This is a genomic window from Colwellia sp. MB02u-6 (assembly GCF_014077095.1).
Taxonomy (GTDB): domain Bacteria; phylum Pseudomonadota; class Gammaproteobacteria; order Enterobacterales; family Alteromonadaceae; genus Cognaticolwellia.
The window spans coordinates 198,188-224,425 of record NZ_JACGVG010000027.1 but is presented as its reverse complement, the minus strand read 5'-3'; the positions used below and the strand labels follow the sequence as shown (position 1 = coordinate 224,425).

Annotated in this window: 26 protein-coding genes; 2 read left to right on the top strand and 24 right to left on the bottom strand. The window is 39.6% G+C overall.

Annotated elements, in window-relative coordinates; all coding sequences use genetic code 11:
* Positions 1-36: 36 nt before the first annotated feature.
* Positions 37-1,374, bottom strand: a complete 1,338-nt coding sequence (locus H4J46_RS03415; protein WP_182232150.1) for an FAD-binding oxidoreductase — start codon at positions 1,372-1,374, stop codon at positions 37-39.
* A 126-nt stretch (positions 1,375-1,500) separates the two neighbouring features.
* Between H4J46_RS03415 and H4J46_RS03410 the strand changes: the two genes are divergently transcribed.
* Complete coding sequence (locus H4J46_RS03410) at positions 1,501-2,070, top strand: GNAT family N-acetyltransferase (RefSeq protein ID WP_182232149.1); 570 nt, start codon at positions 1,501-1,503, stop codon at positions 2,068-2,070.
* Between the two features lie 64 nt (positions 2,071-2,134).
* Here H4J46_RS03410 and H4J46_RS03405 read toward each other — a convergent pair whose 3' ends face one another.
* From H4J46_RS03405 to ribE, 6 genes are all read right to left on the bottom strand, one after another.
* Complete coding sequence (locus tag H4J46_RS03405) at positions 2,135-3,667, bottom strand: aminotransferase class V-fold PLP-dependent enzyme (RefSeq protein WP_182232148.1); 1,533 nt, start codon at positions 3,665-3,667, stop codon at positions 2,135-2,137.
* Positions 3,668-3,893: 226 nt separating this feature from the next.
* The gene (gene ung / locus H4J46_RS03400) at positions 3,894-4,586 is read right to left on the bottom strand and encodes a uracil-DNA glycosylase (RefSeq protein ID WP_182232147.1); all 693 of its coding nucleotides are present in this window, start codon (positions 4,584-4,586) and stop codon (positions 3,894-3,896) included.
* A 341-nt stretch (positions 4,587-4,927) separates the two neighbouring features.
* Entirely contained in the window at positions 4,928-5,398 is a 471-nt protein-coding gene (locus H4J46_RS03395) for a phosphatidylglycerophosphatase A (protein ID WP_182232146.1), read from the bottom strand.
* 2 nt (positions 5,399-5,400) lie between these two features.
* Entirely contained in the window at positions 5,401-6,372 is a 972-nt protein-coding gene (thiL, locus tag H4J46_RS03390; protein ID WP_182232145.1) for a thiamine-phosphate kinase, read from the bottom strand.
* A gap of 18 nt (positions 6,373-6,390) precedes the next feature.
* Entirely contained in the window at positions 6,391-6,807 is a 417-nt protein-coding gene (nusB, locus tag H4J46_RS03385; RefSeq protein ID WP_182232144.1) for a transcription antitermination factor NusB, read from the bottom strand.
* 12 nt (positions 6,808-6,819) lie between these two features.
* Positions 6,820-7,284 (bottom strand): 6,7-dimethyl-8-ribityllumazine synthase, encoded by a 465-nt coding sequence (gene ribE / locus H4J46_RS03380; RefSeq protein WP_182134850.1) that lies wholly within the window; start codon positions 7,282-7,284, stop codon positions 6,820-6,822.
* A gap of 527 nt (positions 7,285-7,811) precedes the next feature.
* On the opposite strand from ribE, the gene H4J46_RS03375 reads away from it, so the two are divergent.
* Positions 7,812-8,120: a DUF6170 family protein gene (locus tag H4J46_RS03375; protein ID WP_182232143.1), complete on the top strand. Its 309-nt coding sequence runs from the start codon at positions 7,812-7,814 to the stop codon at positions 8,118-8,120.
* 54 nt (positions 8,121-8,174) lie between these two features.
* On the opposite strand, the gene H4J46_RS03370 is transcribed toward H4J46_RS03375, so the two are convergent.
* The 17 genes from H4J46_RS03370 to fliR all read right to left on the bottom strand — a co-directional run bounded on the left by H4J46_RS03370 (position 8,175) and on the right by fliR (position 26,237).
* Positions 8,175-8,981: a VacJ family lipoprotein gene (locus tag H4J46_RS03370; RefSeq protein ID WP_310650200.1), complete on the bottom strand. Its 807-nt coding sequence runs from the start codon at positions 8,979-8,981 to the stop codon at positions 8,175-8,177.
* A 147-nt stretch (positions 8,982-9,128) separates the two neighbouring features.
* Positions 9,129-9,596: a DUF2802 domain-containing protein gene (locus H4J46_RS03365; RefSeq protein ID WP_182232142.1), complete on the bottom strand. Its 468-nt coding sequence runs from the start codon at positions 9,594-9,596 to the stop codon at positions 9,129-9,131.
* Between the two features lie 59 nt (positions 9,597-9,655).
* The gene (locus tag H4J46_RS03360; protein WP_182232141.1) at positions 9,656-10,150 is read right to left on the bottom strand and encodes a chemotaxis protein CheW; all 495 of its coding nucleotides are present in this window, start codon (positions 10,148-10,150) and stop codon (positions 9,656-9,658) included.
* Positions 10,151-10,236: 86 nt separating this feature from the next.
* Positions 10,237-11,061, bottom strand: coding sequence for a chemotaxis protein CheW (locus H4J46_RS03355; RefSeq protein WP_259365665.1), 825 nt, complete (start codon positions 11,059-11,061; stop codon positions 10,237-10,239).
* Between the two features lie 4 nt (positions 11,062-11,065).
* Entirely contained in the window at positions 11,066-11,842 is a 777-nt protein-coding gene (locus H4J46_RS03350; protein WP_182232140.1) for a ParA family protein, read from the bottom strand.
* 12 nt (positions 11,843-11,854) lie between these two features.
* Complete coding sequence (locus H4J46_RS03345) at positions 11,855-12,850, bottom strand: flagellar motor protein MotB (protein WP_182232139.1); 996 nt, start codon at positions 12,848-12,850, stop codon at positions 11,855-11,857.
* Complete coding sequence (locus H4J46_RS03340; RefSeq protein ID WP_182232138.1) at positions 12,847-13,593, bottom strand: flagellar motor protein; 747 nt, start codon at positions 13,591-13,593, stop codon at positions 12,847-12,849. Before H4J46_RS03340 ends, H4J46_RS03345 begins: the two co-directional genes overlap by 4 nt.
* Positions 13,586-14,707, bottom strand: coding sequence for a chemotaxis response regulator protein-glutamate methylesterase (locus tag H4J46_RS03335; RefSeq protein ID WP_182232137.1), 1,122 nt, complete (start codon positions 14,705-14,707; stop codon positions 13,586-13,588). Before H4J46_RS03335 ends, H4J46_RS03340 begins: the two co-directional genes overlap by 8 nt.
* Positions 14,708-14,764: 57 nt before the next feature.
* Complete coding sequence (locus tag H4J46_RS03330) at positions 14,765-16,831, bottom strand: chemotaxis protein CheA (RefSeq protein WP_182232136.1); 2,067 nt, start codon at positions 16,829-16,831, stop codon at positions 14,765-14,767.
* A 13-nt stretch (positions 16,832-16,844) separates the two neighbouring features.
* Positions 16,845-17,588 (bottom strand): protein phosphatase CheZ, encoded by a 744-nt coding sequence (locus H4J46_RS03325; protein WP_182232135.1) that lies wholly within the window; start codon positions 17,586-17,588, stop codon positions 16,845-16,847.
* A 28-nt stretch (positions 17,589-17,616) separates the two neighbouring features.
* On the bottom strand, positions 17,617-18,000 hold the full coding sequence (cheY, locus tag H4J46_RS03320) for a chemotaxis response regulator CheY (protein WP_182232134.1): 384 nt from the start codon (positions 17,998-18,000) through the stop codon (positions 17,617-17,619).
* Between the two features lie 52 nt (positions 18,001-18,052).
* Positions 18,053-18,766 (bottom strand): RNA polymerase sigma factor FliA, encoded by a 714-nt coding sequence (locus H4J46_RS03315; RefSeq protein WP_182232133.1) that lies wholly within the window; start codon positions 18,764-18,766, stop codon positions 18,053-18,055.
* Positions 18,767-19,054: 288 nt separating this feature from the next.
* On the bottom strand, positions 19,055-19,897 hold the full coding sequence (locus H4J46_RS03310; RefSeq protein WP_182232132.1) for a MinD/ParA family protein: 843 nt from the start codon (positions 19,895-19,897) through the stop codon (positions 19,055-19,057).
* 352 nt (positions 19,898-20,249) lie between these two features.
* Complete coding sequence (gene flhF / locus H4J46_RS03305; protein WP_182232131.1) at positions 20,250-21,824, bottom strand: flagellar biosynthesis protein FlhF; 1,575 nt, start codon at positions 21,822-21,824, stop codon at positions 20,250-20,252.
* A gap of 42 nt (positions 21,825-21,866) precedes the next feature.
* The gene (gene flhA / locus H4J46_RS03300; RefSeq protein ID WP_182232130.1) at positions 21,867-23,969 is read right to left on the bottom strand and encodes a flagellar biosynthesis protein FlhA; all 2,103 of its coding nucleotides are present in this window, start codon (positions 23,967-23,969) and stop codon (positions 21,867-21,869) included.
* Between the two features lie 352 nt (positions 23,970-24,321).
* Positions 24,322-25,452 carry a flagellar biosynthesis protein FlhB gene (gene flhB / locus H4J46_RS03295; protein WP_182232129.1) on the bottom strand — a complete coding sequence of 377 codons (1,131 nt, stop codon included), beginning with the start codon at positions 25,450-25,452 and terminating at the stop codon, positions 24,322-24,324.
* Positions 25,452-26,237, bottom strand: a complete 786-nt coding sequence (fliR, locus tag H4J46_RS03290) for a flagellar biosynthetic protein FliR (RefSeq protein WP_182232128.1) — start codon at positions 26,235-26,237, stop codon at positions 25,452-25,454. Before fliR ends, flhB begins: the two co-directional genes overlap by 1 nt.
* Position 26,238 lies beyond the last annotated feature (1 nt).

The window sequence follows — 26,238 nt, the reverse complement described above, 5'->3', positions numbered from 1 at the left end:
AAAACCAAAGGTCTTTGATTTTCACTCACTGGGCACTTAAAACCACTGATCTTTTATTTTACCGTAATGAAAGTAGCCCCATTGTCCTGCTCGTCGTAATGGAGCAAATGGAAATTTAGGCAGTGCTTTATTATACAAAGGTAAATTAGGCACTGGCTTTTCAGCCACTTTTTCAGCTAAACGTTTGCCTGCTTGTACCGAGAACGATACGCCACTGCCACAATAACCCATGCTGTAAAATACCGATTGTTGATCATTTTGATGAATGTGTGGCAAATCGTCCAACGCCATACAAATCCAGCCCGACCAAGCGTAGCCATAAGTGATACTGGCTAGCGCTGGAAAACTGGTTTTTAATACCGCCAGTAAACGTTGTGCATAATAAGGGTCATCTGCACCTTTACCTGTTATAGCCCCTCGGCCACCAAATAATATTCTATTGTCAGGTAACTTACGGTAGTAATATTTTAATGCTCGCGTGTCCATCACAACATTCGAGGTTAAGAAATTACACGCGGCTATTTGCGCTGCACTCAACGGCTCGGTAACAATAATTTGTGAAAGTACCGGCAATGTTCTATCGGTTGTTAATGGGTGAAAGTTTTTTGGAGTGTAACCATTGGTGGCTATCACCACTTTTTGCGCACTAACAATACCATTAGGGGTATAAAGTTTTTGTTTATTACCTTCTAATTGCCAGTGGTTAACCGGTGTCGCACAATGCACTTTAGCGCCTGCTTGTCGTGCCAATTTTTGGTAACCCCAAGCAAGTTTTAATGGATTTAAACCAAAACCGTCTTGATAACGAATAGCCCCGTAAGCATTACGATCGTCCATGTATTGCTGACGCAGTTCATTTTGCGACAAAACTTCAACATCATAACCAAACATTTTTTGCTGCAGGTTTGCTAGCTCAACTAATTCTTTGAGTTTATTAGGCTTATGGGCAACTTTAATGTAACCCGCACTTTGCTTGTCGCAGTCAATGCCTTCATTAATCAGTGAATTGACTGTTTCAACACCCGCAGCCATTTCTTGATAAATGCCACGCATAACCTCTTCGCCCCATTGCTTAGCCATTTGGCCATAAGACTTGCGACCTGAAGATTTCAAAATAAAACCAGCATTACGGCCACTGCAACCCCAGGCGGTTTGGTTAGCTTCTAACACATGGGCTTTAATACCATGCTCTCGAGCCAAATGTAGCGCGCAAGATAAACCGGTATATCCTGCACCAATAATAGCTACGTCAACATCAAGATCAGCAATAACGGCGCCATCGTGTTCCGGTGCTATGCCTGAGACATTGGCCCAATAACTCTCGGGGTAGGCTTCATTACAGCCCGGAGATAAATCGTGTAAAGGATCGTACATTTTCACTTCCAAAACCTGATAGGTTTTTATATTAATTTTTTATATTGTTTTAAACACTGGTGCGCTTAAAGTATCTCAAAAAAAACAGTACAATGCTGTAATAACTCACTCAATAAAAATAATCTTATGGCCATCACCCTCAATTATCAAGCATTAACCCCTGCTGACTTTGATAAAGTTATTCAATTAGCTACCGAGGTTCATGGTGCCGGTTATCTTGATCAAACCAGCATGCAAATTTGGTACGATAAAGGACTTAAAAATGGTATTAACGCGGGTTTTGTGGTTTATCATGATAAAAAATTAGCCGGCTTTAGAATTACTTATGCCTCGGAGCAATGGCAAATAGACAAATGGTGTTCTACTGAACTCTGGCCAGTGCCTGCCGCACAAGTTTGCTATTTTAAGTGCAATACGGTTGATCAGCATTACCGTGGCCATGGTGTTGGTGGCGAGCTATTAAAGCGCTCAATTACAGCCGCTATGCAACAAGGTGCCATTGCCGGAGTTAGCCATTTATGGAAACAAAGCCCAGGCAATAGTGCGGTAAAATATTTTACTAAATCTGGTGGTATACTAATTAAAGACCACCCAGACCGTTGGCATGAATTAAGCTTAGCAGGCTATGAATGTACGATATGTCATCATAACTGTCATTGCGAAGCTGCCGAAATGATGGTTGTTTTTGACCAATAATACCATACTTGAAACTTTCTGATGGGTGATTGTTTTTATTAATCACCCCTTACTATTTAATCCTCTAGCCAAATATTTTCCGTAATATTGATGGCGTTTCTAGCACTTTATTTCTAACTGCTGAGCCATCGTCTGGTAAGGCATTAAAATCAGATAAGCTTGGAAAATCAACTTCTGGTTTACCATGTTCGTAGTCACCTGAAGCTGGATTAAAACGGTATTCTTTGCTCCATACCACTATATTTTCAGTCACTTGATTGATGGCCTCAACCACAAAAGCAACTTCTTTATCTGAGGTGGTAGGATGAAATGAAGCTCGTATCCAACCAGGCTTTTCGGCAAAGTCACCCGAGTCTATTTGCTGGGTTATTTTTGATGAGGTATCTTGATCCACTTTTAATAAAATATGACCATAAGTACCCGCGCATGAACAGCCACCACGGGTTTGTACACCAAATTTATCATTCAATAACCGCACGACTAAATTATAATGAACGCCCGGCACATAAAATGAAACAATAGCTAAACGCTGACGTATATTAGGCTCAAGCATTACCACATGTTGATTCTTAGCTAAGTTATCCATAACATATTGGCTGATTTGAGCTTCACGTTGCTGAATTTTTTCAACGCCCATAGCATCTTTTAATTTGATCGCTAGTGCGGTTTTAATACATTGTAAAAATCCGGGGGTTCCACCATCTTCCCTCAGCTCTATATTATTAAAAAAACTGTGTTTTCCCCAAGGATTTGTCCAAGTTACTGTACCGCCACCAGGATGATCTGGCACTTTGTTTTTATAAAGTGCCTTGTTAAAAACCAACACCCCTGAACTGCCAGGACCACCTAAAAATTTATGTGGTGAAAAGTAAATTGCATCTAACACTTGCTTAGGATTACTCGGATGCATATCAATATCAACATAGGGTGCAGAAGCCGCAAAATCAACAAAACACAAACCACCATGTTGGTGCATAATTTCTGCAAGCTGATAATATGGGGTTTTAATACCAGTAACATTTGAACAAGCAGAGAAAGAGCCTATTTTTACCTTGCGGTTTTGGTATTTTTCTAACAATAATTCTAGGTGCGTTAAAGAAGGTAGGCCCTGACTATCAGGCTCAACAATTTCTAAGGTTACATCACATTCATACCAAGAGGTTTGATTAGAGTGATGCTCCATATGGGTAATGAACACCACCGGCCTGTCATTTTCTGCAAACGCGACTTGCGCTTGCATACGCTCAGGAATTCGTAAACCTAAAATCCGTTGAAATTTATTAACAACAGCCGTCATACCTGCGCCAGCAGTAATCAAAACATCATTGTTGCAAGCATTTACATGTCGTTTAATAATATGTTGGGCGTCATGATAAGCATGGGTCATGGCACTACCGGTTAGATTAGTCTCAGTATGCGTATTAGCGACGTAAGGCCCTAGCTCCTGGGTCAAATAATCTTCAATGGGTTGATATAACCTGCCACTTGCTGTCCAATCTACATAAATGATATCAAGCTTTTGACCATTAATTTGATGCTGTAAATTCTTCCCAATAACATGTTGGCGAAAGGGTAAAAAATAATTTTCCAATGACATGCTGTATACTCTTCACTTTCTATAATGAAAACATACTAGCACCATTGCCACTTTGTAAAACAAAATACTAATAAAATAAGATTAATAGCAAATTAAATTTACAAAAAAACATATTAATGAAAAAACCAACCTTTAATGATTGATTTTTAGCCTTATCTGAAAATAAATGTTAGTAATTGATATAAAGTGAAATTATTTTCTTAAAATCGACCAATAATAACGGCTTTTAATCGCTAATTTGCCAATTGATGACGGTTTTATTATGTGCTTTTAACCATAGGTTAGCTTTAGAAAAATGTTGGCAACCGAAGAAACCTCGATAAGCCGAAAGTGGCGAGGGGTGTGGCCCGTTTAATACTAAATGTTTTTGCTGATCAATATTTTTACCTTTTTTCTGCGCATGACTGCCCCAGAGTAAAAATACACAGCCGGCATTATGCTGATTAATTTCCGCAATAATTTTATTAGTAAACTCTTCCCAACCCAATTTAGCGTGAGAGTGTGCTTGTCCCTGCTTAACGGTCAACACAGTGTTGAGCAGCAAAACACCTTGTTGTGCCCACTCATTCAAATAGCCATGATGCGGTGTGATAAAGTCAGCAATATCTTGCTTAAGCTCCTTGTAGATATTAACTAAAGAAGGTGGCACTTTAATGCCTTTTCGCACCGAAAAAGCTAAACCATGTGCTTGTGATTCACCACTTTTACCCAGGCCATGATAGGGGTCTTGACCTAGAATCACCACTTTCACATTGGATAAATCAATGGTAGAAAAAGCATTAAAGACATCCTCTTCACCCGGCAGTACCACCTCACCGTTTGCTCTTTGCTGAGCAATTTCTTTCGATAATTGTTGAAAATAATCTTGTTGTTGCTCATGGGCTATAATTTTTTGCCATTGCGGTTTTAACTGAGTCATATTATTACTCTTTAAGTAGCGAATATTTTAAATGACGTGCAAACAAGCACTCATATCTTCAAGCCACGTAGGGCAATAAATAATGCCATCATTGTCTTATGGCGTATTAGACGGTATGACTACTTGCATGATTGCCAGCATAACTACCGGCACAGGTAGCGAGCTACAATCAGCTACCCTAAACATCAATTGCTCTTATTTTTCTTAGCTGCCTTTGTACAGCAAAGCCTACTTGTCTGCAAAGTGAAAAAGCCAAAGAATACATTCTTTGGCTTTTCTAGTGATAGGTTATTGACTGGTTATTCGCTCGTTACTAGTAGAAAGTTGTGATGTTTATCAGCTTAGTAAAAAATTAGCATCATACAAGCCCAGGCCGCAATACCCGCGACTATATCGTCAAGCATAATGCCTAATCCGCCATGACAATTTTTGTCAATATAGGAAATCGGCCAAGGCTTGAGAATATCGAAAAAGCGAAATAAGATGAACCCCACTAGTATTGTCTGCCATGTTAATGGCATCAAGAACATGGTGATCAAAAACCCAACAAATTCATCCCACACTATCGCGCCATGATCAGGAACCCCTGCATCAGTTGCTGCTTTACCACAAATATAAATACCTGCAACACTCATCAACATTAACAAGGTTAAATAAAGTGTATTGTTAAGCGGTGCAAACAGCAAAAATAGTGGAATTGCGGCTAAGGTACCAAAAGTACCGGGTGCTTTAGGTGCTAAACCACTGCCAAAACCTAGAGCCAAAAAGTGGATTGGATTTGATAGACTAAAATTTGCCTTAGAAGTTTTCATCATCACTCTTTACTGCTAGAAAAGTGTTCGAAGCTTTTAGTCTTAATAGCGACAGCTTTACGGTTTAAAGTTGTGGTTATTTTTTCACTGCGATTAATCTGACCAATGCAGGTTACAGTGTTACTGGTATTTGCTAAAGCAGTTTCAATACCCACTTTGTTGTCTTCAGATACCGTAAATAACAATTCATAATCATCACCACCTGTGAGTGCCATTTCAAAAGCTTTTTCTATACCAACCGTAGTTCGTAGTGCCTGAGAAATTGGCAAGTGATCTAATACGATGTTAGCACCGACCTTAGAAGCGGTACAAAGATGACCTAAATCTGAAATAATACCATCAGATAAATCTATCGCCGCACTGGCATAGCCACGAAGTGCCTGTCCAGCCAAGATCCTCGGTGTTGGAAAGTCTAAACTGTGCTGCACACTTTCTCGATATTCAGGTGCAACATTGACCTCACGTAAAATATGCTTTAAGGCTAATGCCGCATCACCCACTTCGCCAGTAACATAAATCCAATCACCGGCTTTGGCGCCTGAACGGGTCAGATGCTTATTTATCGGCACTAAACCTTGAGCGGTAACAGTAATACTCAAAGGCCCTTGCGTCGTATCGCCACCAATGAGTTGCACATTATAATATTCGCACAACTCAAAGACGCCAAGACAGAACTCTTCAATCCATTTTAGATCGACTTCTGGCATGGTGATCGCTAAAGAAAGCCAACTAGGTTCAGCGCCCATTGCCGCTAGGTCTGATAAATTCACGGCTATTGATTTATGACCAATAGCGCGAGCGCTGGTTTCATGAGGAAAATGAACGCCAGCGACCAGGGTATCTGTGGTTATTGCAATATTTTGACGCTCAGCAGGGCTGACTATAGCGCAGTCATCACCAATACCGAGTACCACATCCTTGCGTTTGATCACTTGCTCACTAAAGAAGTGCTTGATCAATTCAAACTCTTTCATATTACAACCAAATTATGACTATTCGTTCGGGCGAACAAGCTTAATAACTTTATCTAAAACACCGTTGACAAACTTATGACTATCATCTGCACCAAATGATTTTGCTAACTCAATGGCTTCATTGATGATGACACGATAAGGCACATCTAGACATTCAGATAGTTCAAACACCGCAACGCGTAAAATCGCTTTTTCAACCGGATCAACATCTTTTAGTGGACGGTCAACATGAGGAGATATTTTTTCATCAATACTGCTAATTTGTGCTGAAATTCCACGGAACAATTGTTGAAAATAAGGAATGTCAAAACGACGAGCACTATTTTCAGTCAAAAAATTCAATTCAATTTCAGCAATATTGTTTTTACTTAATTGCCAAGAGTATACTGCTTGTACTGCCAACTCTCTGGCTTTTCTTCTAGGTGATGGTTTCACAAAAATATCCTGTTATAACTTATCGAGCACGTTAACCATTTCTAAAGCACTTAATGCTGCTTCAGCGCCTTTATTGCCTACTTTAAGGCCAGCACGGTCAATAGCTTGCTCAATAGAGTCGGTAGTAATAACACCAAATGCCACTGGCAGAGTATATTCCATAGCAACTTGTGCTAAACCTTTATTACATTCGCCAGCAACAAAATCAAAATGTGGCGTACCGCCACGAATAACGGCACCAATAGCAATAATGCCATCGTATCCACCTTTGGCAGCAACTTTTTTAGCCGCTACTGGCAACTCGTAGGCACCAGGAACACGGATGATGGTAATGTCGCTATCAGCAACATTACCATGGCGTTTGAGTGTATCTACGGCGCCTTCAAGTAAGTTTTCAACAACAAAACTATTAAAACGAGAGACGACAATCGCGAATTTCTTACCGGTTGCATCAAAGTTAGCTTCTATGATATTCATTTAAAAATCACCTACTGATAAAAATTGTCGCAATTCTAGCAAATTGCACGCGACTGAGGAACTCGTTTTGACAAATTTATCAGAAACTTTGTATCTAAAGTCGATATTTTACCTTTCTTACCGGCGGATGTAGCTTAGGCTCAAGACCATCATTTTTATTTAGTATTTCTACAGGTACTTATTGGCTAATTTATCAGCTAACTTAATCGCATAAATGTTCGCTTACAACTAGTGCTAAGAGAAGTTTTACGTTATTAGTCCTTAGCTTTCAGTTAAATTTTAGTACTCATAATCACTAATTCTATTATAACGATTTTAGTGTACTTTACTGATAGCTTAACGCTATTTTTTTACTGCTCGCGTCTAACCTACAGCTTACTGCTATCTTCGTAATGTTAGCTTGGGATTAAAATAAACAGCAACAAGGTTAATAAATCACTCACTATCGTATTTGCCCATGGCACATTTAGTATCATTTTTGTATGATAGCGCTACCTATAATTGAGCGCATATTTATTTGAAATTTTATGACAATTTATTTTTCTTCCAATAAAATACCAGCCTTGCAGGTATTTAGCTTACATCAACGACAAGCTATTCTAGCCTTAGCGCAAGCAAAACTGTCTCCGCCTGAAAAGTTTATTTTGAATATGGTTAAATTATCACTGCTGATACCACCATTTTTCTTTATCGCAAATCTACAAGGCTTTGCTTTGGCAGCATCCGTTGTGATGGTGTTGATTGCCTATTTTTTGCTATTAAGACCTATTATGTTATTTTTTACACAAAAGCACCTAGATAACGCCGTTGCTCAATACCAAAAAAGCGAACTTTAGTTCGCTTTTTCTTATTCTTCAGTTTATTGCTAGCAGCAGTCTTGGTTAAAAATATTAAGGCTGCATCTTTTCAAGCTCTTCTAGATACGCGTCAATATTGGCCTCTTCTGCTTCGTTAACTTCAATCGGTGGGTTTCCATCATAAACTCTAAACTGCATATTTTGAAAGTAGGCATTTTTAACAAACTCATAAGGATCGATAGCATCATTTAAAATAGCTTCTTGATCAGCAAATGACGCTCGGGCTTCCAAACCTAAAACGCCAGCTCGTAATATATTAGGCCAAAAATCGATAACGGCAAGGGGCCAGTAATAACTGTCAACAAAATCACCTACCTCTTCACGTACCGATGACGGACCAAGCGCGGGAACAACCAAGTAAGGGCCGTTACCCACACCATAACTACCAAGTACCTCGCCAAACTCTTCTTGTTTTCGGTGCCAACCAAAATCACTTGCTGGGTCAAAAAAACCTAATAATCCGATGGTAGAATTCAAAACAAAGCGTCCGGTGGATTTTGCTGCATCAGTAAACTTTGCTTGTAATAAATCGTTAATGATTGTTGAAGGTTCATTTAGATTCAGTGCCATATTATGAACACCTCTGCGCAAGTCTGTCGGCATATATTCAACATAACCTTGCGATGCCGGTTTGAAGACGTATTTGTCGGCATAATCCCAAGTAAAAGTCCAAAAAGGTCGGTTAATCACTTCTAGCGGATCTTTTGGATCAGATAGAGTTTGCTCTGACGAAGGCGTTGTCGAACAAGCTGTTAAAAAAAACGAAAACATTAGGGTTAGTATGAGTTTTAAGCCAAATATTGACCGGGTTTTCAAGGTAACTTTTTTTATTCTGTTCACTACAGGATCCTTGTCTTCTAACCATTAAGTAATATATAGGTTATAAAGCTAAAAATAAAATTTCTCTATTGTGCAGTTTATCACGAGAGCGTTTAAGATTTTACGTAAAAATGTAACGTTTAAATACGGTATTTTATAGTAAGGGCACTATTTTACAGCTTTTCTTTGATGAATAGAAAGCAACATTTCAGCTTCAGCTCTAGGAATATCACACTCTCGCATTATTTCAGCAAGGTCTGCACCTAGCTCAACCAACTTTTGTGCTCGAGTGTATAATTTATCTTCAGGTTGCTGATGTAACAGTTTTTCGATACTTTGAAATTGGTTATTGAACTGTTCCTGAGCCACTTTAATGCGGTGTTCTAATTGCTTGCTAACTTGTTCGTTTTCTATTGTTGACTCAGTGCAGTGCTGTTGATTGATTTCTAACTGCGATTGCTGTCTAGCAAGCAAATTTTGTAATTCTAACAGTTGTATTTCTTGGCTATTTACTTGTTGTTGTAATTCATCTATTTGTTGGGCAAAAAATTTTTTTCGCGCCACTAATAGTAGGAAAAGGGGTATTACAATGACGAATGTAATTAAGCTGATCAGGTTAGCAGATATATTTTCCATAAGTGTAATTCGCTTCGCTGGCAATAAAAGCCTATTTAAGCAGGCTTATTGGCTAATAATTAGAATTGCTTTAGTTCATCCCACTCTTCGTCAGAGAGTAATTGATTTAGGTCAACCAAAATCAGTAATTCACCATCTCGGTTGGACACGCCTTGGATAAACTTGGCGCTTTCGTCATTACCAACATTGGGTGCTACATCAATCTCTGATGATTTTAAATAAACAACTTCTGCAACACTATCCACTAAAATGCCAATAACTTGTGTTTCAGCTTCAATGATCACGATGCGAGTATTATCGTTTATTTCAGCAGACTCAAGGCCAAATTTTTTACGAGTATCAATAACGGTAACGACATTACCACGCAGGTTAATAATACCCATAACATACGTTGGCGCACCTGGTACAGGTGCTACTTCAGTGTAGCGTAACACTTCTTGCACTTGCATAACGTTGATACCGTATGTTTCTCGATCGAGCTTAAACGTTACCCATTGTAGTATTTCTTCATTGATGTTTACACGTTCACTTGCATTGCGTCTTTCATCAGACATACTGCTGACCTCTTTAAATTTTAGTTGTTATTCTAATGACCAGAACACTTAGGCTCTCAGTATACTGGCAAGTTTAAATTCATCAATTATTCTTGAGTTATATTTACACCTTTTTCCAATAACTTAATTAAAGATTCAACGTCTAACAGTACGCACATCCGGTTTTTTACTAACCCTGCCAGCCAAGGACGTTTGCTTCGGGTATCTAACCATTTAACATCTTCTTGCTTGAGCGTTACCGTATCAACCAATTTCTCAGCCGACAAGCCCCAAGATGAATCATTTAACATGATGATATATTGGTAGTTAAGTGCTGAAATTAAGGCTTCATCGCACTTTTCAGGCATAACCCATAGAGCGGTATCAACCACATTAACTTTTGCTGTTCGGTGCAGCATAACACCTTTAAACCAATCAGGCTTACCCATCAGCGGTGTAATTTTATCTGTGTTATGAATACCTCCTAACTCGATTAGCGGCACGGCAATCATTAAGCCAGCGACCTCGAAAAACATCACCTGAAAGTCACCCTGACGATAACTGTGCTGTTGAGTATCAACCGCTGCATCAGTGCTTTTACGGGTTGTAATTAGCTTTTCATTAACATCAACTGGGTTTATTACTGGCTGTCTCAGTGCAATTTTAGCGGCTGCTTTTTCCGGTATTGTTTGATTCCCTGCATGACTTATATCGCTTTGGCTAACCGTAGCGTCTTGAACTGAACTTAATTTATCACTATCCTTTGATGCAAAAACCTTTGGAAAAGTAGCACTACTGAGTAACTTTTCAAGTGGCTGATATTGTCTTTCTTTAACCGGCAGTGCTGCTTTTTGCTCTACCTCTTCTTCAGTAAGTAATTCTGACAAATAAGTCTGCATAAGTTTTTTACTTGCAGCTAAAGACTTTGGCATCGGCTTACGTACTCTTTGTGTTTAAGTTAATGAGATATTTTAATAAATATTTATAAGCAATAATACCACGAGATTTTGCGGCATAATCTGAAGGTACCTTCTGTGCGACACTGGCATTACGAAAATTAGTATCAATTGGCACAACTGAGGGCCAAAGAAACTCACCGTAAAGGTCTTGCAATTTTTGGTAGGTCGTTCTTGATGCTTTAGTACGTCTATCAAACATGGTAGGGACAATGGTATATTTAAACGGCAAAGGATGTTGAGCTTGCATAATTTCTAAGGTTTTCATCATCCGGTCTAAACCTTTTAATGCCAAAAATTCAGTTTGAACTGGTACTATAATTCTATCACTAGCCGCTAATGCATTCACCATCAACACCCCTAAAATCGGCGGGCAATCAATCAATACATAATCATATTCACCTTCGATTGCAGACATCACTTTTTTTAACACTAAGCCCATGCCGCCTTTATTGCCAAGTGCGCGGTCAAGTGTTGCTAAGCCCATTGTGCCAGGGAGTATGTCGATATTACTATAATGCGTAGGACATAGACTTTGCATGATCTGTTCTTTGGTAGACACCTGTAAAAACAAATCATAAACACTGAGCTCTAGGTCTTCAGACTCGATACCAAAATAATAACTTAATGAAGCATGAGGATCGGTATCAACTAAAAGCACGCGCTTTCCTTGCTCAGCCAATAAACCGGCTAAGGCAATAGCTGTGGTCGTTTTACCGACACCACCTTTTTGATTTGCAACTGTCCAAACTACCAAGTGGAATTCCTATTATTCATTAGTTTTTGCTTGTGATGGCTTAGTGGCTTTATTATTAGCGTTAGTCTCAGCTCGGGTGGTAATGCGTATACCACCATTATCAAGTTCGATAATACGGATCTCATCATCGACCATTGAAGTACTAATACGGTTAATTACCACTTCATTTTCTGCTGAAATAGTGGGGGTGGCCACTACCTTGGCTTTTTCTAAACCGTATTTAGAAAGCGCAATAACGACACGACGATTTTTGGCCCGCCCTGCAGCTGTAGTATTGTCAGCACTTGGATAATACTGACCGTAACCTTCAATAGCCATTCGAGCCGGGTTTAAGGTTAAGGCCTCTAAGGTCCGTAAAATTGCGGTTGCTCTAAATACTGATAATTCCCAATTAGAGGAAAAAACTTCGGTCTTAATCGCTTGATTATCGGTATAACCTCTAACCCTAATATAGTTGTTGGTATCGGCAATAACTTGATAGATAAGCAATAAAATATCTTTTGCGCCATTGGTGGGTGACGCTGAGCCACTTGGAAACAATAAACTGCTGTTTAATTCAATTTCCAACCAATCACCATCAATTAACAGTTGAGCGTAACCGGATTCAACTAGTTCGTATAAGGCTTCATGGAGATCTTTTTCTAAAGACCTTAAGCTACTGCCCACGCCAGCATCTGAGACTGTAGATAAAGTTACATCACCTGAAGCAATTTCAGGTTCAGCGACATCTACAATAGCATCACCAAACAATATCTGCTTAGTTTTAGCACTATTAACCGGTAAAATGTCATCGCCATGACCGCGATTTTTAGTTTGTTCTTCCTGCGCTTGAAATACACGACCTAGAGATTCTGTCGCGGTTTCAAACGGTTTTTCATTGACTATCGCCATCGCATATAATACAACAAAAAGCGCAAACAATAAGGTCATATAATCGGCATAAGATATTAACCAGCGCTCAACATTTTCATGCTCTACTAAATGACGTCTTGCGCGTTGACGCCTCATTGCTCCAACCGAAATGCCGACAGTTTATTTTCAATAGCATGTGGATTTTCTGCCAAAGCAATGGCAATCAAACCTTCGGTCATCATTTCACGATACATAGTTTGTTCGTGTACTATGGCTTTTATTTTATTAGCGACCGGTAAATAAAGTAAGTTGGCAAAACCTACACCATAAATAGTGGCAACAAATGCGGTGGCGATGCCTTGCCCCAATAGTTGTGGGTCAGCCAAATTCGACATGGCATGGATTAACCCCAGCACAGCGCCTAAAATCCCTATGGTTGGACTATACCCCCCCATAGACTCAAAAACATGCGCAGAGCGTAAATTATGTTCACGATATAAATCTAAATCAAGTTCTAAGGAAACCCTTAGGTTGTCGACCTCTACACCGTCAACAAGCAAATTTAAGCCTTTGTTAACGTAAAAATCATTTTCTTCTTTGGCAATATATTCTAGCGACAAAAAACCAGACTCTCGTGCTTTTTCAGCCCAAAGCACAATCGATTCAATGCCCTGTTCAATGTCGTATTTAGGGGGCACGAATAACCATTTTAGTAAGCTTATTGCGTGAAAAAACTGACTTTGTGATGACTGCAACATAACAGCCCCGAGCGTACCACCAAAAACAATAATGAAAGCGGGCAGTTCCAACAATGAAGATATAGCCCCCCCATCAATAACAAAACCGAAATAAATAGCGAAAATGGCAATAAGAAGCCCGGCTACACTCAGTTTATCCATGCTGAATTTCCTTAAGAATTGCAGCTGGAAAGCTTTCAATGGTCAATGATAGTTCAGAGATCCCGGCAACCTTAACCGCTTGCGGCATACCATAAACAACACAAGATTCCTCATCTTGTGCCCATATAGTTGCGCCTTTACTTTTTAATAATCGTGAGCCTTCGCGACCGTCCGCACCCATTCCGGTCAATATAATACCTAAAACATTGCCACCAAACACTTTAGCCGCTGAAGCAAAACTAATATCTACACTTGGTTTGAAAGCCATTCGTTCAGAGTTGTCTTCAAGTATCCTTAGTTTTGCCGAATTTCCTGTACCATCAATAATCATTTGCTTACCACCTGGCGCTAAATAGGCATGACCAGGTTTTAAGATGTCACCTGAACTCGCTTGGCTAACCTTTATCTTACAGATATTATTTAAGCGATTAGCGAAAGCTAAGGTAAATGCTGCCGGCATGTGCTGCACCATAATGATAGGTAGCGGGAAGTCTTCAGGTAATTGAGTTAACAACTTTTGTAATGCTACCGGGCCTCCAGTTGAAGTGCCTATGGCAAGTAATTTATATTTTTTGCCAGAACTTTTTCTAAAAGTCAGATTTTGATGTGTGGTCTTTGTTGTGGCTACATTGGGGCTAGTTACATGACTGACTTTAGCTTTTTCCTCAACCACAGTCCGTGCGCGAAAGTTTGAAACTCGCACAGCTCTAACCATTTTTTTTCTAGCTAGTTGCTTAACGCGTTGACGTAATACACTACCGGCGTCTTCGCTATTTTTAGCTATTTCGTTAAATTTTTTCGGCAAAAAATCTAACGCGCCAGCATCTAGTGCTTCAAGCGTCGCTTTAGCGCCGTCATGGGTTAATGAAGAAAACATAATAATGGCCGTTGGTGCTTTTGCCATGATCTGTTTAACCGCTTCAATGCCATTTAATAACGGCATTTCTATATCCATAGTGATGACATCAGGCTTTAAGGCAATCGCTTTTTCTACTGCATCAATACCATTAATAGCAACACCGATAACCTCAAGGTTAATATCTTTATTGAGAATATCTGTTACTCGGCGTCGAAAAAAACTGGAGTCATCAACTACTAATACTTTAAATGACATTTACAATCTATTTCCTGTCGTGATTATGTGTTTACCACAGGCTATTACCCATGGATATTATGAACGTAATTTCTTATTTACCAGCGTTTTTTTTGCGTAAAATTTAAGCATGTTAGGTACATCAATAATTAAGGCAATACCCCCGTCGCTGGTTATTGTTGCTCCAGCCATACCTGGCGTACCATTTAATAATCTGTCTAGTGGTTTAATAACCACTTCTTCTTGGCCAATTAAACTATCAACAACAAAGCCAACTTTCTGGTTGCCTAACTGCACAATAACGACATGGCCCAGCTCTCGTGTTTTTTCAACATAATTACGTACTAGCCACTGGTCAAGATAAAATAATGGGATAGATTTTTCACGAACAATGATCGTTAACTGTCCATCAACTACATTAGTTTTAGTTAAATCAAGGTGAAATATTTCATTAACCACAGCCAGGGGTAAAGCAAAAGTCTGTTGGCCAATCACCACCATTAAGGTTGGTAATATGGCTAAGGTTAATGGCACTTTAATTTCAAGTATGGTGCCAACACCCATTTCTGAGTCGATACTGATTGTGCCATTTAGCTGAGTAATTTTTGTTTTCACCACATCCATACCTACGCCACGGCCTGATACTTCTGAAATTTCGGTTTTTGTTGAAAATCCAGGGGCAAAAATTAAACTAAAAGCTTCTTTATCAGACATACGTGCTGCGGCGTCGGCATCCAAAACACCACGATTTATAGCTATTTCTTTTAGTTTTTCAGCATTCATGCCTGCGCCATCATCACGAATGGTGAGCAGAATATGGTCGCCTTCTTGTGTTGCTGACAATAGCACAATACCTTCTCGTGGCTTACCAGCGGCTTCACGAGTATCAGGGGCTTCAATACCATGATCAACCGAGTTGCGCACAAGATGCACTAAAGGATCGGCTAAGGCTTCAACTAAATTTTTATCTAAATCGGTTTCTTCGCCTTCAAGAACAAGTTTAATTTCTTTATTGAGACTACGGGCTAGATCTCGTACCACACGAGGAAAACGTCCAAAGACTTTCTTAATGGGTTGCATACGCGTTTTCATTACCGCGCCTTGCAAGTCAGTAGTGACCGCATCTAGGTTTGACAAGGCCTTAGTTAATTCTTCATCTTCTTTTGTCATGCCTAGACTCGCTAGACGGTTACGCACTAAAACTAACTCGCCAACCATGTTCATGATCTGATCGAGTCGTTTGGTATCAACCCTCACCGTTGTTTCGCCTTGAGCGTGCTTTACCGGTACGGTTTTTTTGTCAGCGCTTGCTGATAGTTGATTTATTGCCGGTTTAGCTGCGATGTTATTTGTCACAGGTTTTGCTGCTGCTTGAGCTTTAGGTCGTTGATTTTTCCCGTGCAGTTCATCTAATAACAACTCAAAGTCATTATCATCTATTTCATCAGCCGATGCTGAATTTTCGGTACTAACTTGCGCTGCAGTCACCGCAGGAGAGAATGTACCTTGACCATGCAGTTCATCAAGTAATGATTCGAATTCATCATCCGAAATATCATTACTACTATCACTATTAAATGTTGTTGGCTGCTCAACTACAGGCGCACTTGCTTTTTTTATACTACTACCATGAAGTTCATCTAATAGGCGTTCAAATTCATCTTCTGATATGTCGTCACTTGAATTACTATCAGCTGCCGGTATATTTTCCTCAGTCGTTGCAAGCGCATTTTCTGCCACAGACTCTGCTTGTCCTTCCGGCTGAGATAGTCGATGTAACTCGGCTAACAGACTTGGTTCTGCCGGGCTTAATGGCGCTTTATTTTGTACTTTAACAAACATTTCATTAATGGTATCTAGCGCTTTAAGAATAACATCCATTAACGAGGAGGTAACTGATCTTTGCTGATTTCTTAAGGTGTCAAAAACATTTTCCGCTCCGTGACACGCATCAACTAACTCGGCAAGTGACAAAAAGCCAGCACCACCTTTTACTGTATGAAAGCCTCTAAAAATAGCATTGAGCAATTCCGCATTTTCAGGATCATTTTCAAGCTCAACTAATTGCTCTGACAAGGTCTCAAGTATTTCCCCAGCTTCAATTAAAAAATCCTGAAGAATTTCATCATCTTGTGCAAATGACATTTAGTAACTCCTATTAAAAACCTAAGCTTGATAATAAATCATCAACGTCGTGTTGATCTGAAACAACATCCTTACGATTACCAGGATTAACGATTGGACCTTCAACTAAGTTTTCACCTAATTTTGAGTGGTGATTCGATTGCTCTTGTTTGGAAGAGATACCAAAGGCTGTTAGCATAGTTATTAAGCTGTCTTCAACCTCACAAACTAAATCAATAACTTTGCGAATAATTTGGCCGGTAAGATCTTGAAAATCTTGCGCCATCAAAACATCAGTCATTAAGCCATGAATTTTGCTGGTTTCTTTTGCTGTTGTTGTCAGTAACACATCGATGTCTCGACATAATGTTTTGAACTCAGCAACATCGAGTTCATTGTGCATTAATTTATGCCACTGCGGATTAACGTTATTAATTTGTTGTTGAATATTACTAACCACCGGAAAAATTGATTCAACAACATCCATGGTTTTATTAGCCGCTTCTTCGGTACGATCAATAACAAAATTCAATCTTTCTTTAGCGTCTGGAATGTCAGCAGTCGCTAAATCATTCAAACGTGAATCAAAATGAAAGTTATTTAATGAATTATGCAATTCGCGAGTTAACTTACCTATTTCTTCAAATAATGCAGTTTGAATTGGGTTTTGAATTTCTGCAATTAACTCATCTGCTTTATTTTGCTGATCTGCCTCAAGGTATTTAACCAACAATTTAGCCTGCTCTAAAGAAACATGGATACTAGTATATTTACTCATATAACAGCCTTATGTAAAAAGTTGGTGACTAACCAATACGCTGAAAAATTTTATCAAGCTTTGCGCTTAACGTTGCAGCCGTAAAAGGTTTAACGATATAACCATTAACTCCCGCTTGAGCTGCCATAACAATTTGATCTTTCTTCGCTTCTGCAGTCACCATTAATACTGGAATATGAGATAATTTTTCATCCGCTCTAATAGCTTTCAGTAAATCTATCCCTTGCATAACTGGCATATTCCAATCGGTAACAACAAAATCAAAATCACCAGTTTTAAGCATTGGCAGCGCGGTATTACCATCATCTGCTTCTGATATATTAGTGAAACCTAAATCGCGTAACAAGTTTTTAATTATACGTCTCATGGTTGAAAAATCATCAACAACCAGCACTTTCATATTTTTTTCCAAGACACCCTCCGGTGATAGCATTTAAAATTTTACAATATTTCTAATATTCTACTTAACTTTGCCACGATTGCATACGAGCTTTTAATCTATGCATCGCTTGACTGTGTATTTGACTTACCCGTGATTCACTTACATCAAGTACTTGGCCTATTTCTCTAAGGTTTAGCTCTTCGTCATAATACAAGGACAGTACTAAAGCTTCACGCTCGGGTAAAGTAGAAATACACTCTGCTAATGACTTTTTAAAGAAACTCTGTTCAATGTTGGCGTAAGGTTCATCTTGCTGATTACTATGGGCTATTTCAATCACATCGTCACTAACACCTAAATCATCAAGAGCGAGAATTTTCCCTGAACTCACGTCATTAAGTATCTGATGGTATTCATTAATTGAAATTTCAAGTTGTTCAGCAACTTCAACATCGGTAACGTCACGGCCATATTGCGCTTCTAAGATTTTGATGGCTTCGCTGATCATACGACTATTTTTATGTACTGAGCGGGGAACCCAGTCACCCCGACGAATTTCATCAAGCATGGCACCACGAATACGAATACCCGCGAAAGTTTCAAAGCTAGCACCTTTGCTATTATCAAACTTATTTGCCGCCTCAAGTAAGCCTATCATGCCTGATTGAATAAGGTCATCAACCAAAACACTGGCCGGTAGTCGGGCAAGCAAATGATAAGCAATGCGCTTCACGAGTACTGTGTGTCGCTCCAGCAAGGCCGATTTATCAACACTATAAGTATGTACTTTTAACACGATAACTCACTTATTTGTTAAATAGGGCCTGTAGAATTTTCATTGTAGTCTCGGCTATAGATTACGTTTCAATCAACAAGGCAGCAGGAATATTGGGTAGATATGCTAGTTTACACTGGCCAACAATGTTAGCTAAAAATTAACTATAGATCTTTAACCGGCGGTAAAAAACCTACACGCTTGATATAGCTAACGCTTGTTTAACTAATACTCAAAAAAATACTAAGGATTGTTCAATTGCAACCCTGCTTCGTCGTTATGTCCATACATAACTCAAACTCAACAGCTTTAGTGTTCTAGTAATTGCTCAATAAAGAATTCTAAATGCCCAGAGGCTTGTTGTGGCACTGGCCAGCTAACAATATTTTTGGCAAGTGCTTTAAGGCCAATTGATGCTGGTGAGTTAGGATATGCCTCAACAATCGCTTGTTGCTTTCTAACAGATTTACGAATATTTTCATCATAAGGTATAACGGCAACAAGCTCTAAAGTGACATCCAAAAATCTGTCAGTGACTTTCGCTAATTTCGCAAATAAATTTTTACCTTCATTCGGGGTGCGCACCATATTTGCCAACACTTTAAACTTGAATAGCCCGTGATCTCGGCTTAACAATTTCATTAAGGCATAACAGTCAGTAATTGAGGTGGGTTCGTCACACACGACTAATAAAACATCTTGTGATGCACGGCAAAAACTTAATACCATATCGGAGATACCTGCAGCGGTATCAACAATTAAAATGTCAAATTTGGTTTTCATATCACTAAAAGCACGAATAAGCCCGGCATGCTCAGCTGGGGTTAAATCCACCATAGATTGAGTGCCTGATGTCGCAGGAATAATATTAATGCCGGCAGGACCTTGAATAATAATATCATCCAGTTCACATTCACCCGATAGCACATGCGACAGGTTACGTTTTACGCGCAAACCTAGCATAACATCAACATTCGCCAGGCCTAAGTCGGCATCTAGCACTAAAACCCGCTTACCTAATTTAGCTAAAGAAATTGCAGTATTTAATGAGACATTAGTTTTACCAACACCCCCTTTACCGCCAGAAACGGCTATGACTTTTATGTATTGGGGATTTTGCATTTTTCTTAAGCCGCTCGCTTGATCTATCATCTATATAACTTCTCTATGTAATACCAATTGCAATAAATAATCGGTCATTCTAAGCTGACCTCTACATCCAATACCTACGTTATTTTTAATCACCTACGCTAGCTATTGCTCGACAATATGCTTCTGCATGGTTCTACGGTTTACCTCGACGTACAAAGATTTACTTATTGCTGTAAAACCATGCATGGCTAAAAAAGGCCATGTAATAATCAATTAAGCACCAAACTGCACGGAGTAGATATTTACGTTTGGTCTAACACCATAAACATATGCTCTTGAATATTTATACTAACTGATAACTACTTACTTATGACTGCTTGCTAAATTTAATTGCCATCAATGCTCGGCCTAACTATCCTGCGACAGCTGATACCGGATTACGCCAAGAAACAGTCCCTGAGTTTTGATACTTAGCAGCCATTCTTTCAGCTAGCGTAACCAATTTTTCAGCATTTGCAACCTTAATATCTTCCGGAACTCTTTGTCCATCAGTAAGATAAGCAATAGCTAAACCGTTTTGTAATGACGTGGTTATAATTTCACCCACACTTAGGCTTTCATCTAATTTAGTATAAATGCAGCCCGCTAAAGGAATATGTTTAAAGCGCTCAACATTTTCTTGCATAACACGCTGCTGCGTATTGGCTGCTAATACTAAGTAATTACGAATTCTAACACGAGCATTTGAGATTAAGGTAGTCAAATGCTCAGTTAGACGCATATCTCTTTGCCCCATACCGGCAGTATCGATCAATATTAATTTTTTTTGTGAGAACTGTTGTAACAAGCTATCTAGCTCATTACCATCTTTGGCCAACTTAACCTGACAACCAATAATACGACCGTAAGTTGCAAGCTGCTCAAAACCAGCAATACGATAACTATCGGTAGAAATTAATACCACTTGGTCGGCGCCATGAATCTGAGTAAAGCGGGCCGCTAACTTCGCAATAGTGGTGGTTTTACCCACGCCTGTTGGACCAACAAGAGAAACCACGCCACCACGTTGAATAATATCATTATTAGTCGTGTTTAATTGTTGCGCTATAATGTGTTTTGCTTGCTCAACTGCATCTTTTTCAAGGCTATTTGCTGGAATGTAACCCGCAATTTGATCAGCCACTTGTTCATTAAGACCCATCGCCATTAATTTATTAACTAACACAGCGCGCATCGGATCTTTTTGTGCCATATCTTGCCACATTAGCCCTGACATTTGATGTTCTAACAACTGACGAATAGATGACATTTCTTTTTGCATATTATCAAATTCACTGCCACTTATTTGACGTTCGCCGTGCGAAGCCATTTGCTCAGGTGCAGGTATTGATGAGTCAAGCGAGCTATTAACGTTTGCACTATTTGACCCATACTGAGTAGCATCTACTCGTTGGTTGCCCGCGTGAGCAGGTGAGTCTAAGTCAGTAGTTTGCTCTAAACGAGTAGTGAAATTTTTAAACTGTTGTTCAATATCTTGTGGTGCAGCACCAGGTTTATTGTCCGCTTGATGATTAACCTCATGAGTTGGGCTGGCTATTTGACTATTAAATGCCTGTGTTGCTGGCGCTTTGTCATAGCCATTTTGTTGTACTTGTCGGCTTAGTAATGCGGCTAGGCTATCGGCTGGCAAAGTTGTTGACGCTTCTACTGACTGATGTGCGCTACTAATGGCTACCGTATCTTCAACACTGTCGAATCGGTCAACTCGATGAGTCGGCTCAGTATTGGCAACCGTATTAGCTTTGCTGTGTTCGGATACTGATGATTGGGCAGGCTCAACACTTTGGTTATAGTCAACCGCTGCCATTAATTCGACACCTTCAGCAATTTTTTTATTAGACATAATCACAGCATCAACACCCAAATCTTCTTTGATTTGTGCGAGTGCGCTTCTCATATCTTTAGCTACATAACGTCTAATTTTCATCGCCAACCCTTATAATTCAGTACAACTTACTTTGAAGTATTTTTACTGGCCGATAGCGCTAACAATTTTGATTTGCTTATCATCTGGAATTTCTTGATAAGAAATCACCCGTAATCCCGGGATGGTATATTTAACAAATTTAGCTAAAACTGCACGTAAAATACCTGACGTTAATAAAATTGGTGTGTCGCCAGCCATTTCTTGCTGTTGTGCACCATCAGTCAAAGATTTCTGTAGTCTTTCTGCTAAACCTGGTTCGATACCTGCGCCATCATCTCCAGCCATTTGCATAGACTGATGCAACATTTGTTCCAACTCTGGCGACAAAGTTATGACAGGTATCTCCACCACAGGTCCAACTAACTCTTGCACGATGAATTTTCGTAAGGTTATCCGAACCGCCGCCGTTAACACTTCAGGGTCTTGAGTCTTAGGTCCATACTCAACTAAGGTTTGAATAATGCTACGCATATCACGTACAGGCACCCCTTCATTCATTAAGTTTTGTAATACTTTTACGATAGTACTTAATGACAAGACATCAGGGATAAGGCCTTCAATCAATTTAGGATAACTCTTAGCTAACATATCAAGTAAGTTTTGAACTTCCTCATGCCCTAATAGCTGTGCCGTATTATTAGTTAAAATTTGACTTAAATGTGTTGCTAATACCGTGGCTGAATCGACCACCGTATAGCCTAATGATTGTGCGTGTTCTCTTTGTTCTTTTTTTATCCACACAGCATCTAAGCCAAAAGCAGGGTCTTTGGTTGCAACACCATCAAGCTTGCCAAATACTTGACCTGGATTAATAGCCAGTTCTTGATCGTGACGAATTTCGGCTTCACCTACTGTGACTCCCATAAGTGATATCCGGTAACTGTTAGGATCTAAGTCTAAATTATCGCGAATATGCACTGCTGGTACCAAAAAACCAAATTCTTGTGAAAGCTTTTTTCTCACGCCTTTAATACGATTAAGTAACTCTCCACCTTGAGCTTTATCCACCAAAGGAATTAAGCGATAGCCTATTTCGAGGCCAATAATATCAACATGGTTGACATCATCCCAACCTAGGTCTTTAACTTCAGCTTCTTGTTGCTGATTTTCAACTTCTGCCGCCTGACCTTGTTCAATTAATTGTGCCGCCGCCGCTGCTTTATATTTACTATTAAAAAATGCCACCCCCGCGATTAATATCGCAAAGGTTAAAAAGGCAAAGTGGGGCATTCCAGGTACAATGCCCATAACAAACATCACACCTGCGGCAATATAAAGTGATTTTTCTTGGCCAAGTTGACTACTAACTTGCTCACCCATATCTTGAGAGGTATTTTGGCGAGTAACGACGATTGCCGTGCCTACTGATAGCAGTAGCCCTGGAATTTGTGCAACTAAACCGTCTCCGATAGTCAGCAGCGTATAAATCTCCACCGCACTGTCAAACGAAAGATCATGCTGCACCATACCAATAATTAAACCGCCAACAATATTGATAAAGAGAATTAAAATCCCCGCAATGGCATCACCTTTAACAAATTTACTCGCACCATCCATTGAACCATAAAAGTCCGCTTCACTGGTGACTTCGACTCGGCGTTCTCTAGCTTCATCTGCGGTTATAAAACCGGCATTTAAATCAGCGTCAATCGCCATTTGTTTACCTGGCATAGCGTCTAAAGTAAAGCGCGCAGTTACCTCAGCAATACGCCCTGCACCTTTGGTAACAACAACAAAATTGATAATAATCAAAATAGCAAAAACGACTAAACCAACCGCGTAATTGCCACCAATAACAACCGAACCAAAGGCTTCAATAACTTTCCCTGCCGCATCCGGGCCTTCATGCCCCTCAAGTAATACGACTCGGGTACTAGCAACATTAAGCGCTAAACGTAAAATAGTCGCAATGAGCAATACCGCTGGAAATGAACCAAACTCAAGCGGTTTTAAGGTATAAACCGTGATCAATAAAACCACCAGAGACAAGGCTATATTGAAGGAGAAAAGAATATCTAACAAAAATGCCGGCATAGGCAAAATCACCATACCGAGCGCCGCCATCACGAGGAATGGCGTACCTAAACCCGAAAGTAGGTTAAGTTTTTGTTTCTTTAACTTATTAAAAGTTGCGGCTAACTGCATGAGTGCTTAGGATAATTTTTTGACGTGTCTTATAAGTTAGCAATAATCAGACCAATGTTATTATTTCTGTAATTTAATCATTTTTATTTTACATTGTTCAGTATCATCATTTACCAGCCCTTGTTCATATAAAAAATAGTAATGCATAAACGAAAACTTTTTATTATTGATTGGCTTTTATGCCAAAAACGGTTGAATTTTATTTAACTTGATGGACTAAAGTCAAAACTAGATAGTACCTATGGCTGCTGATGTGGATTTAGATGATTGTGACTTAAAACTGTCCAATATTTTTTACTGACAGCTGAAAGCTAATCCCGCACCCTTTTACCTAAGCTTGTTTAAGTCAAGGTTAATAGCGAAATTCATCTGGGATGGGTAAGTTTTTGGCCACAGGTTTGGGTCGGCGCGCCTGACCTTTTTTATGAGCACTCAACTGAAAAATAAATGCCAGTATTTGTGCAACTGCCGCAAATAATTGTTCTGGAATTTCTTCATTGGGCTCTGCGGTATAATATAAAGATCGGGCCAAAGCCGGAGATGCCACAACCTCAATATTATGTTCTTTGGCAATGGTACGAATATGTAAGGCCATTTCATCTATACCTTTAGCAACTAATACCGGTGCGCCACCTGCTTCGGTGTCATATTTAAGCGCTATTGAATAATGGGTTGGGTTAGTGATCACCACATCAGACTGGGGTACGTCTTGCATCATCCGCCGTTGTGACATTTCATATTGCGCCCTTCTAATCCGACCTTTTGTTTCTGGGCTACCTTCAGAGCTTTTCATTTCATCTTTAATTTCTTGCATACTCATTTTTAATTGCCGATTATGATTCCACACTTGATATGGCGCATCAATAACCACAATAATGCCAATTGAAAACGCTAAAGCTAAAAACATCCACATCAGTAATGATACCGCATGAGCAAAATTATCCGGAATATTCTCCGTACTTAAACTCAATATTTGGCCAAACAAACTACTCAGTAATAAATACGCTGAAATAAAAACCACAAAAAACTTAAGAATTGACTTAATAAGTTCAACATAGGATTGCACACCAAACATGCGTTTAAACCCAGCCATCGGCGAAAGTTTACTGGCTTTTGGTGCCATGGCTTCCCAAGAAAAACTGATACCGCCCAGCAGCATGTTGCCAATTAAAGCTGCAATAACAATAATAATATGTATCCAAAGAAAAGGCACCGTTATCGCACTGATACTATCACTGATCACTTGATATAAAGCATGCACATCCATGGTTTCTTTTCGACTTAAACTAAGCAGACGAGTCATCATCTTTGCTAGGCCCTCGACCAAAGAGTTGCCCATCAGCATCAATGCTGCAGCACTACCGACTAAAACAAACATAGTGCCTAAATCTTTTGAACGCGCTATTTGGCCTTTTTTTCTCGCATCAGAAAGTTTTTTCGCCGTGGGCTCTTCGGTTTTTTCACCGCTATCAGATTCAGCCATTAGGGCGCAGCTCCACAATCGATAAGATAACAGCTAAAATCTAAAGCCCGTTGCCATTGCATCACAAAATGACTATAAAAATTACCCATGGTTAACCACATAATTAATAACCCTGCACACATAGTGACAGGAAAACCAATAGCGAAAATATTCAATTGCGGTGCTGCTCGCGTCATAATGCCAAATGAAAAGTTAATTAATAACATCGCCGTTAAAGGTGCAATGGCGAGTGACAATGCGGTGGCAAACATCCACCCACCCCATTGGGCGATTTCTTTAAATTTGATACTGGAAAATTCTGGGGCCGGAATAGGAATGGTGTCAAAACTGGCGACAACAAACTGTAAATAAGCTAAGTGGCCATCCATTGTCCAAAACAATAATGATGATAAAATTAAAAAGAACTGACCTACAGCCGGCACGCTTGTGCCACTAGCGGGGTCAACAAGCGAGGCGAAACCTAAGCCAGTTTGCATCGCGATAATTTGGCCCGCTAAAGTAAAAGTATTGACCACCATTACGGTGACAAAGCCAAGCATGATACCGATAATCATTTGCTCACCAATGAGCAGTGTTGTCGCCAATGAAAACATATTATCAACACGAGTAGGCGGCAATGCTGGCATAACCGCGACCGTAACTGCCAAGCAAAAAAACAATTTCACCCGTCCAGGAATCGCTTTTGCTCCTAAGCCTATCATTGACATCACCATGGCTGAAATACGCGTAAACGGCAGCAAGAAATCAGCCATGCTTTGATTAATAATTGACTCAGTGAACTCCATG

Bases quoted from the DNA above. Each gene is read 5' to 3' on its own strand.
- H4J46_RS03375 (WP_182232143.1), top strand. From the start codon at position 7,812: ATGACAATTTATTTTTCTTCCAATAAAATACCAGCCTTGCAGGTATTT.
- ung (WP_182232147.1), bottom strand. From the start codon at position 4,586: ATGACTCAGTTAAAACCGCAATGGCAAAAAATTATAGCCCATGAGCAA.
- H4J46_RS03410 (WP_182232149.1), top strand. From the start codon at position 1,501: ATGGCCATCACCCTCAATTATCAAGCATTAACCCCTGCTGACTTTGAT.
- ribE (WP_182134850.1), bottom strand. From the start codon at position 7,284: ATGAATATCATAGAAGCTAACTTTGATGCAACCGGTAAGAAATTCGCG.
- H4J46_RS03335 (WP_182232137.1), bottom strand. From the start codon at position 14,707: ATGTCATTTAAAGTATTAGTAGTTGATGACTCCAGTTTTTTTCGACGC.
- H4J46_RS03325 (WP_182232135.1), bottom strand. From the start codon at position 17,588: ATGAGTAAATATACTAGTATCCATGTTTCTTTAGAGCAGGCTAAATTG.
- flhF (WP_182232131.1), bottom strand. From the start codon at position 21,824: ATGAAAATTAGACGTTATGTAGCTAAAGATATGAGAAGCGCACTCGCA.
- H4J46_RS03415 (WP_182232150.1), bottom strand. From the start codon at position 1,374: ATGTACGATCCTTTACACGATTTATCTCCGGGCTGTAATGAAGCCTAC.
- H4J46_RS03340 (WP_182232138.1), bottom strand. From the start codon at position 13,593: ATGGATAAACTGAGTGTAGCCGGGCTTCTTATTGCCATTTTCGCTATT.
- H4J46_RS03405 (WP_182232148.1), bottom strand. From the start codon at position 3,667: ATGTCATTGGAAAATTATTTTTTACCCTTTCGCCAACATGTTATTGGG.
- flhB (WP_182232129.1), bottom strand. From the start codon at position 25,452: ATGGCTGAATCTGATAGCGGTGAAAAAACCGAAGAGCCCACGGCGAAA.
- H4J46_RS03395 (WP_182232146.1), bottom strand. From the start codon at position 5,398: ATGAAAACTTCTAAGGCAAATTTTAGTCTATCAAATCCAATCCACTTT.
- H4J46_RS03355 (WP_259365665.1), bottom strand. From the start codon at position 11,061: ATGCCAAAGTCTTTAGCTGCAAGTAAAAAACTTATGCAGACTTATTTG.
- H4J46_RS03330 (WP_182232136.1), bottom strand. From the start codon at position 16,831: ATGTCATTTGCACAAGATGATGAAATTCTTCAGGATTTTTTAATTGAA.
- H4J46_RS03310 (WP_182232132.1), bottom strand. From the start codon at position 19,897: ATGATAGATCAAGCGAGCGGCTTAAGAAAAATGCAAAATCCCCAATAC.
- H4J46_RS03365 (WP_182232142.1), bottom strand. From the start codon at position 9,596: ATGGAAAATATATCTGCTAACCTGATCAGCTTAATTACATTCGTCATT.
- fliR (WP_182232128.1), bottom strand. From the start codon at position 26,237: ATGGAGTTCACTGAGTCAATTATTAATCAAAGCATGGCTGATTTCTTG.
- H4J46_RS03360 (WP_182232141.1), bottom strand. From the start codon at position 10,150: ATGTCTGATGAAAGACGCAATGCAAGTGAACGTGTAAACATCAATGAA.
- thiL (WP_182232145.1), bottom strand. From the start codon at position 6,372: ATGAAAGAGTTTGAATTGATCAAGCACTTCTTTAGTGAGCAAGTGATC.
- flhA (WP_182232130.1), bottom strand. From the start codon at position 23,969: ATGCAGTTAGCCGCAACTTTTAATAAGTTAAAGAAACAAAAACTTAAC.
- H4J46_RS03345 (WP_182232139.1), bottom strand. From the start codon at position 12,850: ATGAGGCGTCAACGCGCAAGACGTCATTTAGTAGAGCATGAAAATGTT.